Below are 17,053 nucleotides of genomic sequence, written 5' to 3' on the forward strand. Positions count from 1 at the left end.
CAATCTCTCCCCCATAATTATATCCTTTCCAAAAAAGTTTAATTAAATATTTTTATCCTCTGATTAGCAAAAATTTGTGTCTTACTTACCAGAGTTTCAGCAGCTTCATCATTAATGATTCTTATTATCTGGTCTACCGATTTATGTTTATTACCCTCATCTATTGTAATACTCTTATTCTTCTGATCCAGTTTAAAAAATAGCCCTTCTCCAATAGTCTTCTTTAGTGCCTTAAAAGTGTCAAAAGTAACATTATCAAGTTTATTAGCAGTACTAATTCCATACAACTTTTTTTTAAAATTTTTGTTCCTAGTGCAATGCTCTTCTAAAATTTCACAGTTACTTATTAAACCTAGATTACTAATTTCTTTGACCGTTGTTGTTGCATGTACGTTGATATGTTCTTCATAATTAAATAATCTTTCAAAATAATGTCCGTGAACCACAAAGACGACTCCATTAAAATTAATTGCACAACAATTATCTTTCAATTCCAAATAGGTATCTCGAGATTTTTTAAGAACATCACCTTCTTCACTCCCAAATCGGTATAACCCCGCTTTAGGCTGATATAAATTAGATTTGTCTAATGTTGAAAAAAACAGAATATCCATTTCTTTTCCATCTGAGCTTCTGGTAATTACTGCATTTATCACGAAACCCTTGATATTACCTTCAATTTGTTCAAATATTCGTTTGCTAAGGTTTATAGAATTATCTTTAATTATTAATTCTTTAAATTTATCATACCCGGGGACCTCATTTTCTTTTATATAGGAAACACTTTCTGAGCCATCCGGAACTGTATTTTCAGGGTACTCGTATAATTGGGCATCCTTAGCCTTTTTAATATTTTTATTGATAACTTTTTTAATATCTTCATTTGTGGACATATTCAATTTATATAATTTATAGGGCTCTTCTTCATCAGTTAACAAATAAATAGATAGACCATTAAAAGAGTACTTTTGCTCATCAAGGATAGCAATTAATTCCTGAAAGATTTTTTCCATAATCGACCCCTCATTAATCACAATTTTTAATATTTTTATCTAATCCAATTGTAACATAATTAATTTAATTTTTATGTTCTTTTCCCTATTTTGAAAGAACGGGGTGGTAGCAAAAATGCTTTAAAATGACAAAGTCCCTTTTAAGTAATATTTATTACTTCTCGACTTATAACACAAAGAATATATATCGATGTAATTAGATTATAGAAAATAAATAAATCTACTAATAAAGGAAGCGACCCAATACTTCTTATATTTCTTAATGTATAACAAACCATAAAAATTAGTCGTTAAAATTAACCTTCATCACAATTTCATCAATTAATTCTTGTAATTCTTCGAGAGTAATAACAAACCATTCTTTAGGAACTAACATTTTTCCATTGGGTCCTAAGATTGAAACATCCAGATTATTATTATCAAGTGCATGATGTATTGCCGTTTCAAATTTGCTACCATTCATGTTATACACTTGATAAGTGGTCACAACTTCAACTGGAGCATAAAGATAGGTTGATTCATTCTCTGCGTTTCTTATCCTATTTTCTACCGAACCCGTCGTAAAACCAATTTTGTATAAATTTTTAATAGAAGTAATTTGTGGATCGGTACTTAATGATTTAAGAACATAAATAAAACCTGTTGATTGATCATCTTCGCTAACATTATTTAGCAATGTTTCTTCATTGTCTGTCACACGTCTTCCATGTTTGTATAGTTCAGCTGAAAGAGAGCGAAGTAACATATCTGATTCTGTTCCATTTTCAAAAACACACCGAAGCCTAGCATTAACCTTCCCTTTTATCTTTTTACGTTCTTCAACATTTTCAACATATAGAAGTACTCCTTTTAATATGAAAAAACTATTTTGTTGAATGTCTTGTTCGTTTTTAAAAGCTACAATTTTTCGTTTACCTTCTGTTAGTTCCTTATGACACTTTTTGAACAGTTCCTCATACTTAGCAAAATTCTTCAACTTTTTCCGTTTCGCAACATGTTCAGGCATTGTTGTGACCTTTTGAAGTGAGCTGGTATCAAAGATTGAAGAAGCTGAATTATTGATCTGACTATCCCCCAATAATTCAGACGAGCCGCTGTCAAGGATATCATCAATTGAAGAGATTTTCGGAACCCTGTAATCATTTTGTGTATCTTTTAATATTCCAATATCATCATACCGCTTCAAATATCCTGTCCGCTCAGGATCCTTACGAATACCAATTAATCGACTAGCAAGACTTCTTTCAACTAAGGCTGTTGTATCTTTTTGTGGTTCTCGTCCATTTTCTTTAACAAAGTCAATAATTTCTATAAACTTTTCAACTTCAGGATCATACTGAACTTTCGGAGTCTTCTTGGGTGGCGTTGTTATTTCATCAAACAGCGAACTATCCATGATTTCATCAATCGAATGGTATCTATTTGCCATTTTACCGCTTCCTCCTTAAGTCCTGCATATAAATTACTGCTTCACCCATACGTCGTTCTAACGGATCGTCAGATTTTGGATCCGGTCGTTTTCCAGTCGTTTGAAAAAATTCTTCAACTTTTGGCCAAATGAAAACTAATTCATCTTCATCAAAGGAAATTCGCTTTGCATCAATAGACCCCTGAATCAGTTTCAACACTGGAGAGTTTAACTCTTTAGATAAAACTTCGAATGCCTTTTGGAATGGATTGATAGAGTCAATTAAGTTAATGTCTAAGTCCTCAATGTTTACGAATTTATCAGCCATACGAATAAATTCTTTGCTTCCTACGACCTCTGACTTTGATCCTTTCATCACAGTATCTACGACAACGTGTTCCCTAACTTCTTCAACTTCATCATCCGAAAGGTTTGGGTAAACTTTTTGTATTACCTTTGGTATCAATACTTTGTTTAGAACCTTAGGATCAACTTCACCAGTATATGATTTCTGTACTTGTGAATCTTGCATTATTTTTGCCTTTAAATCATTAATATCATTTTCAATTATCTTTTTCACGTTATCAGTTGACGGCTCTTTCATCCCTTTAACAAACAATTCACCTGCTGTAGATGATTGCTCACTATCATTTCGTCTACGCTTAAATTTAAAGTCAGGTGTTAGAACCTGTTCCATTAGTAGGGAAGCGGAAATAGCTTTTAGCATAGTATTTACAGTATATGTTACTACTTCGTCCTTTGCATCAGGTTGTGCAATTAGGTTAGTGAATTGCGCATAATTTTTGTTGTAACTGTCACGAGTACAACGTCCAATAATTTGCACAATTTCTGTAAGTGAACCACGATAACCAATTGTCAAAGTATGTTCACAGAATGGCCAGTCAAATCCCTCTTTTGCCATTCCAAGAGCTATAATTATGTCTAAATCATCTGGTACCTTAATATTGCCCAAATACCTAGAGACCTTTTCCCGTTCAGCTTGATCATCAACTAAATCTGCAATTTTTAGTATTTCACCATCAATATGTCGTTTAACATAAATGATTCCAGTTTCTTCATCTTGATATTCAACTTCACCAATCAAATCAATAATCTGATTAACTTCATCATATTTATCCTTTGTTGATTCCCCCGAATTCACATTAGGAATGTGAATTATTGTCTTCTTATTTGTATCCAAAACTTCTTTTATTGCAGATGTGTATTTTCCTTGATAGAAATGATATCCAACCCCAAAACCTTTTAGATACTCGTATCCATCTAGTTGTTCATAATACGTATATGTGACCTTATCGAACAATTCCTCATCTTCAGGTAAAAGAATTGGCACGGAATCACCTCGGAAATATGAACCGGTCATCGCAACTATATGTGCTGAAGAATTTCGAATGATATTACGGAGTAAATCACCTAGTCTAGAATTACTGTCTGCCGAAACATGGTGAAATTCATCAATGGCAAGCAAGCAATTATCAAATAATTTATCATCAACCTGTTCGAACGCATAACGTAATGTCGAATGAGTACATATTAATACATTGTCGTCAGATTCAATGAAACGAAGAAAAGCATTAACTTTCGAGCTACCTACAGTTGTTAAATTATTTCTAAGATCAACCTTCCAATCCGCAAAAAAACCATTACTCTTTAAATCAGTATTCTTAAACGAAGAACCAATAGAGCGTTCAGGAACAGCTACAATTACCTTTTTTAATCCTTGGTTTATTAACTTATCCAATGCGATAAACATTAAAGCCCGAGATTTTCCGGACGCTGGTGGTGCTTTAACTAATAAATATTGAGAATTACGCTTTTCAAATGCCCGTATTTGCATTTCACGCATACCGTATTCATTTATTTTTTTACTTTTACCCGTTTGATGGTAATTAATTTCAACTATATTTTCCATGCTTACACCTATCCTTCAGTTAATTCTTGATACATTCTAAGCAATACTTCTAAACGCTCCATATCTGTTTCAAAAGCTTTTTGACGATAGGCTCTATCTACAATTCTGTCTAATTTATCATGGGCTTCTATTAAATCCATTGGCATTGTTTTAGGGTTATATAATTCCGCCAATGTATCCCCTTTCTCTTCCCTAGTATCGATAATTTCAAGTACAGCTTCCTTAATTTCATTCTTTCTTCTTGTTGATAACTCTGGAAGTGGGAATGTATTATAGCAAAGCCCCGCTGAATAATTATAATCAGTTTTTAATCTGCCACCGACTGCCTTAACCCATGTCATGTGCATCCTAGACATTAAAACGCCTAAAATATATATATCTGCACCGTAAATAGCATACACTCGATTTGATAAAATGGTTTTTGAACTTACGATTCCCATTGGTATATAAAACCGATTTTCAGAAGAAACAGCAGGAATAACTATAGCATCCATGTTTTGGTGTCTAACTTCACCAAACGAATAAGGCTTTTCAGCTAATTTTTTCGTTGATGAGCGCTTACTATTTAGTCTTGTTTCCCAAACCTTTTCAACCCTTTTCTTAATTGAAGGATACTTCATTGCTTCAGTGACCTCATTAGGTTCTATCCAAATACAATATCTATAATTCCCTTGAATAAATTCTACTGAACCAACAAACTTTCGTATGAATTTTTCAGCACCTGAATTTTTCAAAAGAAATTCAGGATATTCTTCTTTTGTCAATATCAAATGCCCTCCATCATTAGGCATATTTCCAAAATTCAGCTTAGGTAAATTACTTATAGAAACTTTGGAAGAGTACACCAGAATATTCGATCCTTGGGTTAGGTATGGTGTTATGTTATCAACCATTTGAACTGAATTCTCTAAAAAGAGTTTCTTCTGTTTCTTGACAATGATTTTTGCATTTAATCCAATAACAACAACTGTAACCCCAGCATTATTTTTTGCATTGTTATTCCACTTAAACGACTTATGTGCAAAAGAAATTTCTACCTTTTGTGCAAAAAGTAAAGGCCATAATATTGAAACTTGTTCGCCCTGAGAAATGCTATTAGTTGATACAAATGCTAGCTGTGCATTTGATTCAGTAATGTATTTACTCCCTAGGAAAAACCACCCTGAAATATAATCAAGCATTTTATAGTTTTTTACATCTGAAAATATGGTTTCTAAATGTTGCTTATGTTCCTTATTCTGTTTTTTTGCTCCTAAATATGGAGGATTGCCAAATAAATATACTTCATCATCTTTTTCATGTGGACAAACTTGATTCCAATCTGTCTGCAAAGCATTTTTACAGCATATAAAACCTGCTGTACGAAGGGGTAACGTAGGACGTACTGCGTTATGAACTTCATTATTTAATTCTTCATTCATCTGATGATCTGCAATCCAAAGTGATAGTCGAGCAACGTCATGAGCAAATTCATCAATTTCAATCCCATAAAATTGAGAAAGTGTTATTGACGGTACATAAAGATAACTTCCTAGTAGCTCTTGAAGTCGCTTAATAATTTTAATTTCCAAACGACGCATTTCTTTGTAAGTAATAATCAAGAAGTTCCCTGAACCACAAGCCGGATCAAAGAATTTGATTTTGCTGATACGCGTGAGAAGCTCTTCAAGTTTTTTACCATCATCGTATGCGTCAATATAAGCCTGTTTAAGCTTATCTAAGAAAAGAGGCTTAATAACCTTCATAATGTTAGGAACGCTCGTGTAATGCATTCCTAAGTGACTCCGACTGTCTTCAGTTGCAACAGCTTGAATCATGGAACCAAAAATGTCTGGGTTAATTTTTGACCAGTCGAGCAATTCGCCAGCCTCGACAATTAGTTTTCGACTTTTCTTCGAGAAAACCAAATCACGATGTGGCTCCTTAAACAATTGACCATTAACATAGGGGAATTGTTTCAAATATTCAGGTATGTCACTTGGACGTCTGCTTTCATTCATATCCATAACTTCAAAAGCTTTCTTAAAAAATAAGTTTAAATCCTTTCCATCTTCTCGTGTCAAGGTTTTCACAGCATTTGTAAAACTTATACGCGGGAAAATCCCAGTATCCTCTGCAAACAAACAGAAAAGCAAACGTACTAAAAATAAATCAATTTCATTATTTTCTTTACTTAATACATCATAAAGACGGGCAAAACGTTCAGCTGCCTTGATGTCTGCCGGGTTTTCTTTTTCATACTCAGCCCTTTCAATACCTTTCCATGCAAGAAAAAAATCAAAATGCTTAGGAAGTTCGTCAAAATTAATATCAAGGGCTTCTTCTGTCTTTGTATCCTTCGCCAATAAGCCACTAAAATCAGTAACCAATATATAACGGGGCTTAGCTGACAGCTCAGCCACCTGTCGTTCTACTTCAACATATCCATCAAAAAGTTTTCCTTTATTAACTTCTTTAAACCACACCTTATTTTTTAAGTGAACTTCCCCATCTCGTTTTGTCATATTCTGATTCCCTTTTTTTAACCGAGTAATCGTTGCTCGTGGAATATTATAGGCATCGAGTAATTCATACAAAAAATATGAATGCTTTTCCCGGTTTACAATTTCAACAATTTTATCTTCTAATTCAATTATCTCCATATCTTTTTTCCTCCAACACTCTTTAGTTATTATCTAGGTTATTTAGATTTTAAACCATAACGATTTATGTCTTGCTAAGCAAACACAGAGACGGTTATTCTCAGCTGGGCGGATAAATTTAAAAAAACAAAGGAACCGCACCTGTTCTTTTAATAAGTTGTTCAACCACTTCAAGACTACAATTTTCCACATTATTGACGATGTATTGTTTATATTCCCCTTCTTTCATAAATTTGCTTTTATTTGTGGCATACTTCGTTTGGATAGGCTCAATCATCCTTGATTCACCAATCCCATCTTCCGATATTTACCATTAACAAAATTAATAAATGTTGCCAAATTTCTTTGTGTCTTTTAAAAATCTTAATGACATGGAACCATCTCGCTCTTCTAACTTTTTATACTTTATTTTTATTTTATATGTAGTTCTTTGGTAATACAATAGGGAAAGGAAGACATAATATATTTCCCCAGTCACATGACACACACATGTTTTAGAAGGGGATCCATTTCTTTTACTATCCAATGCAGTATAATTAAATTTGAAAATCTTTTTTTCATAATTTCCAGCAATAACAGCATGAAATGAATGATTTTAAGGTAATTTCCATTATAGTACATATGTCATACAAAAAATTGCTCACCCTTAAAATCACTTTAAATATCAATAATCATACTCCTTGACACTGATACTATATGTGAACGTTAGATTGGGCTCTTACCAAGTTTAATGATTAAAAACCCATACGAACCAATTGAATTAGACCGAAATGCAAAATAAAAAACTCCCTGACGTACAACCACATCCAAATTCACCCAATCTAATCTCCACATAGGCATACACACATTTCCCCCATGAACATAGCCTATACCAAACGTCTAAACATATGGGAGGTATGTTCTATGGTTGATGAAGAAAAAAGTGAATCGGAAGTTCCTCAGAATCGATCGAAATGGCATCTTTACGGGCAGGAGAAATCATCTACACCCTTGATGAACTGAAAGAAATAGTCGGGATCTTCCACCAAAAAGGGAAGGAAATCGGTGTGCATGCTGCCGGTGGAAAAGCAATTGATATGACACTGGATACAGGTGTCGACGTTCTGCATCATGCACATGGTATTACCAAAGAACAAATTGCAAAAACAAAATTACAAGGCACAAAAATCGTCGCAACTCCAATGGGCGGAACACATTTAGAACCGAATTCACCAGAAAATATAGTTAAGTTAGTTGAGAATAATATTGATATCTCCAACGCAACCGACTCCTATTTACCACCTTACCCCGAAGTTGACTGGCTGCCATTTAAAACACAAGCATTACAGGGAGCGGATGTTTTCATGCTGATTGCCCAACCCGGAATGAAACTATTACATGCAAACGGGTATGATGAAAATCAAACACTGGCAATGTTGACCGCAAACCCAGCAACTATTTTAGGAAAAGGGAATCAGTTTGGGAAGCTACAAAAAGGCATGAATGCCAACTTTTTGGTAGCAAACGGCATCCCTGGATTACAAATCACGGATGTAGAGAGTATTCAGCGAGTTTATTTTCGTGGGAAGCTTGTTGTTGATCGTATATTTGGATAGCTTGGTTGAAGATAGTCACTTGCCCGCAGTAATTCAGCGTTATAAACAGGAACTAGCACATTGACGCTGTCCCATGAAGTACTGGGACGGTTTGACTGCTTCCATCCTGTTTTATAAAATGAAGAGGGCCCATGTCCTGTTTCACCTGCCCACTCCTTCTATCTACTTATTTAGTCGATGTCAAAGCTTCCAATCCCATCGGCCCCATGAGCATGATGCTTCTGTGTACTTATCCCAATCTCAGCACCAAATCCAAATTTAAAGCCATCTGTGAAACAGGTTGAAGCGTTGTGATAGACAGCTGCTGCATCAACTTCCGTGAAAAGTTGTTCTACATTTTCTGTCGTGGAAGAAATAATCGCTTCGGAATGTTTTGTTCCATATTGATTAATGTGCTGAATTGCGTCCAACCTTTATTGCAATTTCCACCCCTAAACATTCTGACCATAATCTTCTTTAGTTGCTGGAGTGATATTTGTTCCTGCCTTCTGTACCGTTCCATCTCCATGAATTTGGACTCCTTTTTCCTGCCGTGCGGTTATTAAATGATATAAGTGTCTCTATATGATTTCCTTCCCAATTCTTATATAATAGATATATAATATTAAGAAAATACATTAAACTAGGTGTGTCATTATGAAAAAACAACAATCAATGATTGATTATGTTTACGAATCATTAAAATCTGCTATTTATGAACAGAAACTGGTGCCAGGACAAAAACTGGTGGAGAATGATATTTCAAATTCACTATCAATTAGTCGAACCCCAATTCGTCATGCATTTTCACGGCTGAAGGAGGAAGGATTTCTTACTATACTACCTAATAGAGGAGCCATGGTGATAAATCCCTCAGTCGATGAGATTGCCGATGCTTTTATTCATCGTAAACAGCTTGAATTATTGGCATCGGAAAAAATAATGGAATCCATTTCCGCTGATGATATTACCCGATTGAAGGAACTTATCCAGTTGGAAAAAGAAACGCATACACAAAAAAATCTTGTGAACTATATTAAAGTGAACAAGGAATTTCACTATTTATTAATAAACAGTTGTAATAATAGATTTTTAATAAACCATGCGAAAAAAATGATTGATCAAACACATATTTATCTTGCTTTATATGATCGTTTTTATTTCATCCCTGAAAAAAAAGACATCCGTGGCCCGAATGAGCACCAGATGTTAATTGAGTATATTGAACAAAATAAAGCGGAGGCATTCTTTTCTTTATTAGCAACACATATTACCTCCGCTATTGATGAATATAAAAACAGGGTTCAACATTTTCATCAGGCAAAGGATTTATTTAATTGACGCTTTGTTTCCTTAATTGTAATGCCGCGTTTATTAATTTCGTCAATAAACAACTTATGAGGTATATCTGTAGTTGGTGAAAGCACACCACGTCTGGATATAGTCCCATTCGCAACCATTTGAGCCACGATGCTGGCTGTATAACCAACCGTTCGATTCATGGCAAATAACCCTGTATGCGAATCTCTTTTGTCCAGCATCTCATAGATTATTTCCTGGCTCTGCCCATTCTTTTTACCTCTAATAATATTTTTCATTAGTACAAGATCTTTCTCATCCTTTTTATATTGCAGGCGAGGTTCCAGATGTTTTTTCATAAATTCATACGGTGTAATATGATCTTCTATTCCCTCAACGGGTTCTGTTTCCAATAATCCCAATTCTTTTATATCACGCAAAACCTGAGCGTGCCCGGACCACCGAATAGACCGGCGCTCCATATTAATCACTTCATGATCAATTCCCAATGTTTCCGCAAAACTCATTGCATCACCATTCGGAATTGATTCAAGTCCTTGAATTCCGGATACGGTAATATTGTTTATCCAATCCTTATTATGTTGCTCCTTGGCAGTAATATTAACAATCTCACCATTTCGTTTCATTACAGACGGACGTTTATATGACATCATGATACTATCTAAATTCCAGGAAATTTTATATTTTAATATGTTATCAGCTGCGTTGGCCTCTGGTACACCACCACAATAGGAATACATCTCATGAACTTCATCTAATTGGTTGACACCATAACCACATAGCACCAAATCAATTCCCGGATCTAAACCGGACTCAGGCATTATAGATACCCCTTTTTCCTTTGCTTTCTCAAATACTTCATCTGATAACCCATTGGCATATGAACAATTAACCAGTGACACATCTGTTTTAATGGCTATTTTTGCAATAAAGTCATTAAATTGTTTTGGAAGTAAATCAATCACAATATCAATGTCCTCTGCGAAAAGTATTTCTAATTCTTCCGCTGAGGTAGCATCCACTTCCCTTTTTTCTATTTTCTCCATATTCAAGTGACGACTAAACGAATCTAAGTCTTCAAAAGATACGTCAGCACATATAACTTTCTTTACATCCTCGCTATTACCTAGATCCTGCAATGCTGCCCTGCCTTGTAAACCAGACCCACCTAACACAACAACTTTCATTAGAAAAACCTCCCTCTTAAATTAACAATCCAAGTGCTAAATATATACATAAACCGATAACCCCAACTACCACTGCGTAAGGAATCTGTGTGCGGCAATGGTCAATATGATCAACAGCTGCACCTGTCGAAGCTAGGATTGTTGTATCTGAAAGTGGGGAGCAATGATCGCCAAAGACTCCTCCACCTGCAACTGCAGCAATAGTTGCTAGAACAACCGTATTAACGTCACCCCCTGCAAAACTAAATGCTAAAGGAACTGCAATTGGAATCATGATTCCAAAAGTTCCCCATGATGTCCCAGTAGAGAATGATATCAAGGCTGCAAGCAAAAACGTTATTGCCGGTAACAGCCCCGGGTTAAGCCATGATTCAGTTACTTGAACCAAATAATTGGCCGTTCCCATTTGTTCACTCAGTTCGTTTATCGTATAAGCAAAAACCAGAATCATAACAGCCGGCATTATACCTTTTATCCCATTCATAGCGGTATCCATAATATCTTTCACCGGTATTCCCTGAACCCGCATTACAATGCCTAAAAAAATGGCTGCTGCGAGAAATGCTTCCATTGTTTTTGCAGACCCTAAACCAATATAAGTACCCACTGCAATAACGATAATAAGCAACACGGGCATAAAAAAGTTCCATGTAATGCTTAATAATTTATCCTCGAAATATGGAGCAATATTAGTTAATTCTTTCGAGATTAATGGATCTGAATTATCCCGTATTAATTTCCCCTCCGTAATTGCTCTTTTTTCTGCCTTTTTCATTGGACCAAAATCTTTGATGATGCCGGATGTAATGAGCCCAACCAATAATACAGAGAACACGGCGTAGAAATTGAACGGAATAGATTTAGTAAAAACGTCCAAGGCGGCAGCTTCATTTTGTATCGGACCCATTCCAATTAATAAACCAGATATAAACACAGCCCAGCCGGTAATCGGGACAATGACACTTACCGGTGCAGATGTGGAATCACAAATATAAGCTAACTTTTCACGAGAAATTTTCACCTTATCGGTCACCTTTCTCATCGTGGATCCAACAAACACCGGGCTAAAATAATCACTAAAGAATACAAACAGTCCCATAAACCAAGTGGACATCCCAATACGCTTCCTTGAGTAATTTTTATTACTAATAATGTCGGTAAAACTTTGAATTGCTCCTGTACGTTGAAAGAAAGCAATTAAAATGCCAATAAAAATTTCCAACAAGAAAATCCACGAAAAACTTGCATTTCCCAACGCTTCCTTCATTAAATTCGGAAACCCAAGTAATCCTTCCCCCGCCATAAGAACTCCAACAACACAAGCAATTGCCAAGGACAAAATAGTATCCCTAGTCCAAAAAGCAAGTACAATAGCAATTAACGGAGGCAGTATTGACACAAACCCCACTGTCGTAGCGCCGTCCATCTTTTTTCCTCCTCATCAAAGTTTTGGTAAGCGTTTACATTATTATATTTTGTACTACAAAATTATAGTACAATTATTTATTGAAATTATACATTATTTCTGAATCTTTTCAACCCCCCCCCTCATTTTTCACATATTAAAATAACCAGCCTATAATGGAGCCTAACCATCCAGCCAATGTCAGGTATTACAATACGGTTTTCCAAAAACAAAAGGGTTAAAATACCACCATGTCGGATGGTATTTTAACCCTTTAACGTTTACCTTTTTACTTTTTAATACTATTTCTCAGTTTGCCTCAAAATCAACTCCATCAAAGCATGAATATCTGCACTTAGTTGATCCTCGGCATCATCGGAGACATGACCCGGGTTCTCTTTATTTAAGTGTTTCAAGAATCCCCGCAACTTCTTAATAGCTTGTGGAAAATGTTCTTTATCATATTGGTCTCTTGCTTGCTTCAATTTTTTTGTCAATTGCTTAACCCGCGGTCCCGAGATATCTCCACTTTTTATAAATTCATTCAAAACGTTGTGCACTTTTTCGAATTGGTTACCCATATCTCCATAACCAAGTAATTCAATTTCGGCAAATGAAGTGGAAGAAGCACCTCCATTTTCGTTCACGCTGAGTCTGTAGTACGTATACTTACCTGGATTTTCAATTAAAAAAGGTTTTGTGAACTTTCGCCATTTAAATGATATATCTTCTCTTCTGTCGAGAACCGTCCAATTTTCACCATCATTGGATCCTTGCAATTCCCAACTCCTTGGATCTTGTGATGAATTACCAGCCGTTGTGATGGTATACAGCTGGGCTCTATTCATTTCATGCTTATACTTAAATTGGATCCAAGGCTGGTCACCATTTAAGGTCAGATCTGTCTCTGATGTATTGTCAAATAAATGGGCCGCATTTGATTTATCACTTGTTAAGGTTTTTGCTTTATCCTTTTCAAGTAAGTGATCCGTCAAGTCTCTTAACGGAAATGGGAGCAATGATGACCCATCCGTTGAAGCAGGGGTTATGGAAGATGGTAACGCATTTTCACTTGTTCCCCATTTCGATGGTTCCTGTCCCATTTCAAATTCCAGCGTTGCTCCTTTTGTTAACATCTCGTGGGAGATGGTCAGCTTGTTATATGACTTCCCATTTACTTTTAATCCCTGTACATATTTATTTTTATCACTTACATTCGGTGCTTTGATAACAATATCGTTGCCGTTTTCAAGATGGATTGTCATTTTTTCAAAGTATGGTGCACCAATCGCATATTCCGGTTTCCCCATTTGCAATGGATAAAAACCTGCTGCACTGAAGATATACCAGGCTGACATTTCCCCATTATCCTCATCACCCGGATAACCTTGTCCAATTTCACTGCCGATATACAGTCGCGACATCACCTCACGAACCTTCTCCTGCGTTTTCCAAGGTTGTCCGACATAGTTATACATGTACGCGATGTGGTGCGATGGTTGATTACTGTGCCCATACATGCCCATTCTTACATCTCTTGCTTCGCGCATTTCATGGATTAAACCACCATAATGACCTGGATGTGATGCTGTCTCCGGAGTGGAGAAAAATGTATCCAGTTTATCCGCCAATTTATTTCGTCCGCCATATAAATTTGCTAATCCTTGTCCATCCTGGGGAACATGGAAAGCCATATTCCAGGCGTTCGTTTCCGTGTAGTCGCCTCCCCATTCACGCGGATCGAATTCCTGAGGTGTTGTTCGCCATTCTCCTGATGGTTTCCTACCCATAAAGAAATCCACTTTTGGATTAAACATTTCTACGTAATTTTGAGCGCGGTTCCTGTAATATTTATAGTCAGTCCTGTATTGTTCATAATCAGGATCACCTTTATCCGCTTGTCCGGCGAGTGCCTTTGCCATATTGGCTATAGCAAAATCATTAATATAGCCATCCAAAGCCCATGACATGCCTTCGCCTGTTTGCGTATTTGTAAAGCGGTCAAAGATTGACGTTTCAAGCCCCTTTCTTCCGACAGCTTCATTTTCGCTGACAACTGCAGCATTTTTCAATGCAGATTCATAAAAAGCCTGGACGTCAAAATTGGTTACGCCTTTCAGATATGCATCCGCAAATGCAACATCAGAACTGGTTCCAACCATGAGATTCGCATATCCTGGTGATGACCACCGGGAAATCCACCCCCCATCTTTATACTGTTGCACAAATCCATCAATCATTTTACCCGCCTGTGTTGGAGTCAATAATGAATAAGCCGGCCATGTCGTTCTGTACGTATCCCAAAAACCATTATTCACATATGGTTTTCCTTTTACAATTTTGGCCCCGGTTTCGGTCGGGGTCGATTCACCTGCATGCTTCGAAAACGGACTGGCATATTTGTATTCCGGCTTCTCTGATGTTCCCGTATTTTCGTAGGCTTTATTCGGATACAGGAAAAGACGGTACATATTGGAATATAGTGTAACAAGCTCTTGCTCGCTTGCCCCTTTAACTTCAATGATACTCAATTTTTCATTCCATTTCTCTTTTGCATCTGCTTTTAACGATTCAAATGTATCTTCCGGGCTGATTTCCTGTTTCAGATTTTTCTTGGCCTGTTCAACGCTAATCAGTGAAGTTGCGATTTTCATCGTTACCGTTTTATCTTCTTCTGTTGTATTAAATCCAATATAACCGGAAACATTATCCCTATTCTCGCCTGTTAACTTCCCGCTTTCCGATATCTTTTGGTCAAAAGTGGCATAAATAAAAATTCGGGATGCCCCTGCCGAAAGACCACTTTTAACATCGGAATATCCGGTAATAGCCTGCTCGTCTGGTTTCAGCGACAGACCTCCATTGTTATTAACATTATCAAAGATGAGATTCGAGTTACCATCATTAAAGGTAAATTGAAACATTGCAGCATGGTTAGTTGGCGTGATTTCCGTTTTGATCCCATTTTCAAATGTTACCGAGTAGTAATGTGGTTTTGCTGTTTCATTTTTATGTTTAAATGCTAATGCTCTTTCGTCCCGATTTGCACTCGGCTGTTCAGCGGATGACGGCATTACCTGAAACGTCTGTCTATCTCCCATCCATGGACTCGTTTCATGACTGAGTGAAAATGCTTCGATTTCCGGAAGATTCTTCTCATTATTCGCCTGTTGGTAACTGTATAACCAACTTGTTGAACCTGCATCGGTCGCCGGAGTCCAAAAATTAAATCCATGGGGAACAGCTATCGCCGGAAAGTTATTACCTCTTGAAAACGTGCCATTGGAATTGGTTCCTCTTAAAATATTCACATAATCAACAGGACTTGCGTAACTTTCTGTCTTGGGATTTCCGTCAATTTTGATATCATCAATACTACCTTGAAATAAACCAGGTCCTTCAGGATTATCATAAGCAACCAGTATTCTTTCAATCGTTTTTCCGGCAGCAACTTTTCCTATATCAGCGACTTTATAATTCCATTGATTTGGATATAATGTCTCTGATTTTCCCTGTGCCTGCGGATTCAATTTTATACCGTGTTGATCTTTCGCACCAAGTTCACTGAGATAGGTCCCATCAGCAAATGCCAAGTCGACAGAAACAAAGATGCTGGAATAATCCATGTTCGCTTCACCCATCAATTGCGGATGGATGAAATAGGAAAGCTCCGTTTCCGGCGTAATTTCAATATCTACATCAAAAACTTTGTTATACGAATAGGCTCTTCCTTCCTTTAAATGCGTGCCCGCATAATGGAAAGCCTTCATTCCAGTCCAGCCGGCATTTGTTTTTCCTGTGTAACTGCTCTCGGGGCCATCTCCTGTATGTGTTTTCATATCAGATGGCGGTGGCGGCGGAACATCGATTCCATTTGATAAATTTATCTCAGCCAACTGTGTTAAGTCATCACCGGCATTTGCATTTATTTTAATGCGGTAATATTTATAGGCGGTATCGTTTTCGAATTCATAGATTTTTCGCTGATAACGTTCCGTGAAGTTTTCACCGCTTCTTTCATCCAGCTTTGACCAGTCCTCACCATTATTTGACCCATAGACTGTCCAATTTTTCGGATCACGTCCAGGTGCATCATTTCCGGAAGTGAAGGCGTATTTTATGACAGTTTCAGGTTCGGATAACTTCATTTCAATCCATGCTGTTGGCTCAAAAGCAAGCCATTTCGTTTGATTATCACCATCAATTAGCTTCGAAGCTATTTCACTTGGAGGATTTTCGGCGCTCACCGTAATTTCATCAACCAATTTTGTTATGTCTCCCTGGATACCATCGTAAGGAATATTCCCATCTATTCCTGATTCCATCTTAGTACCATCTGGTGTCGTTTCAACCGTATTCTCCCAATCCGGTTGTGGATCATTTTTTTCAAATGAAGTAAAAAAATCAGTTTCCTGTGTATGATCGGAGTCATCCGTTTTGGCTGATGCTTTCTGAGGTGTCGGTATTTTAATGAATCCTACCGTTAAAACAAGGCATAGAAAAATAGAAAAGTGTTTCATAAACCTTTTTTTCTTCAAGCTATGCAACCTCCCGAATTTTAATTATCTTAACTT

General features: G+C 36.5%; 10 protein-coding genes and 1 pseudogene. 2 read left to right on the plus strand and 9 right to left on the minus strand.

Annotated features, from left to right (window positions below):
* Positions 1-38: 38 nt before the first annotated feature.
* The 5 genes from B1K71_RS18700 to B1K71_RS20055 form a co-directional block, all read right to left on the minus strand.
* Positions 39-1,013, minus strand: coding sequence for a Kiwa anti-phage protein KwaB-like domain-containing protein (locus B1K71_RS18700; RefSeq protein WP_077329680.1), 975 nt, complete (start codon positions 1,011-1,013; stop codon positions 39-41).
* Between the two features lie 283 nt (positions 1,014-1,296).
* A complete protein-coding gene (locus B1K71_RS18705) occupies positions 1,297-2,442 on the minus strand; it encodes a GIY-YIG nuclease family protein (RefSeq protein ID WP_077329682.1) in 1,146 nt (381 codons plus the stop codon).
* 1 nt (position 2,443) lies between these two features.
* Positions 2,444-4,351, minus strand: coding sequence for a DEAD/DEAH box helicase (locus tag B1K71_RS18710; protein WP_077329684.1), 1,908 nt, complete (start codon positions 4,349-4,351; stop codon positions 2,444-2,446).
* An 8-nt stretch (positions 4,352-4,359) separates the two neighbouring features.
* Positions 4,360-6,993 (minus strand): class I SAM-dependent DNA methyltransferase, encoded by a 2,634-nt coding sequence (locus B1K71_RS18715; RefSeq protein WP_077329686.1) that lies wholly within the window; start codon positions 6,991-6,993, stop codon positions 4,360-4,362.
* A 118-nt stretch (positions 6,994-7,111) separates the two neighbouring features.
* Positions 7,112-7,270: a hypothetical protein gene (locus tag B1K71_RS20055; RefSeq protein ID WP_175631973.1), complete on the minus strand. Its 159-nt coding sequence runs from the start codon at positions 7,268-7,270 to the stop codon at positions 7,112-7,114.
* Positions 7,271-7,946: 676 nt separating this feature from the next.
* Between B1K71_RS20055 and B1K71_RS18720 the strand changes: the two genes are divergently transcribed.
* Positions 7,947-8,588, plus strand: a complete 642-nt coding sequence (locus tag B1K71_RS18720) for an amidohydrolase family protein (RefSeq protein ID WP_077329688.1) — start codon at positions 7,947-7,949, stop codon at positions 8,586-8,588.
* Positions 8,589-8,754: 166 nt separating this feature from the next.
* On the opposite strand, the pseudogene proA reads toward B1K71_RS18720, so the two are convergent.
* Positions 8,755-9,145 (minus strand): annotated as a pseudogene (proA, locus tag B1K71_RS20430) (glutamate-5-semialdehyde dehydrogenase); the annotation flags it as partial.
* A 79-nt stretch (positions 9,146-9,224) separates the two neighbouring features.
* On the opposite strand from proA, the gene B1K71_RS18730 reads away from it, so the two are divergent.
* The gene (locus B1K71_RS18730) at positions 9,225-9,908 is read left to right on the plus strand and encodes a GntR family transcriptional regulator (RefSeq protein ID WP_077329692.1); all 684 of its coding nucleotides are present in this window, start codon (positions 9,225-9,227) and stop codon (positions 9,906-9,908) included.
* On the opposite strand, the gene B1K71_RS18735 is transcribed toward B1K71_RS18730, so the two are convergent.
* From B1K71_RS18735 to B1K71_RS18745, 3 genes are all read right to left on the minus strand, one after another.
* On the minus strand, positions 9,884-11,074 hold the full coding sequence (locus B1K71_RS18735; RefSeq protein WP_077329694.1) for a saccharopine dehydrogenase family protein: 1,191 nt from the start codon (positions 11,072-11,074) through the stop codon (positions 9,884-9,886). The genes B1K71_RS18730 and B1K71_RS18735 overlap by 25 nt on opposite strands.
* 16 nt (positions 11,075-11,090) lie before the next feature.
* Positions 11,091-12,500, minus strand: a complete 1,410-nt coding sequence (locus B1K71_RS18740; protein ID WP_077329696.1) for a Na+/H+ antiporter NhaC family protein — start codon at positions 12,498-12,500, stop codon at positions 11,091-11,093.
* A 281-nt stretch (positions 12,501-12,781) separates the two neighbouring features.
* Positions 12,782-17,017, minus strand: coding sequence for a GH92 family glycosyl hydrolase (locus tag B1K71_RS18745; RefSeq protein WP_245799350.1), 4,236 nt, complete (start codon positions 17,015-17,017; stop codon positions 12,782-12,784).
* Positions 17,018-17,053: the final 36 nt, after the last annotated feature.

This window comes from Virgibacillus siamensis (assembly GCF_900162695.1).
Classification (GTDB): domain Bacteria; phylum Bacillota; class Bacilli; order Bacillales; family Amphibacillaceae; genus Lentibacillus; species Lentibacillus siamensis_A.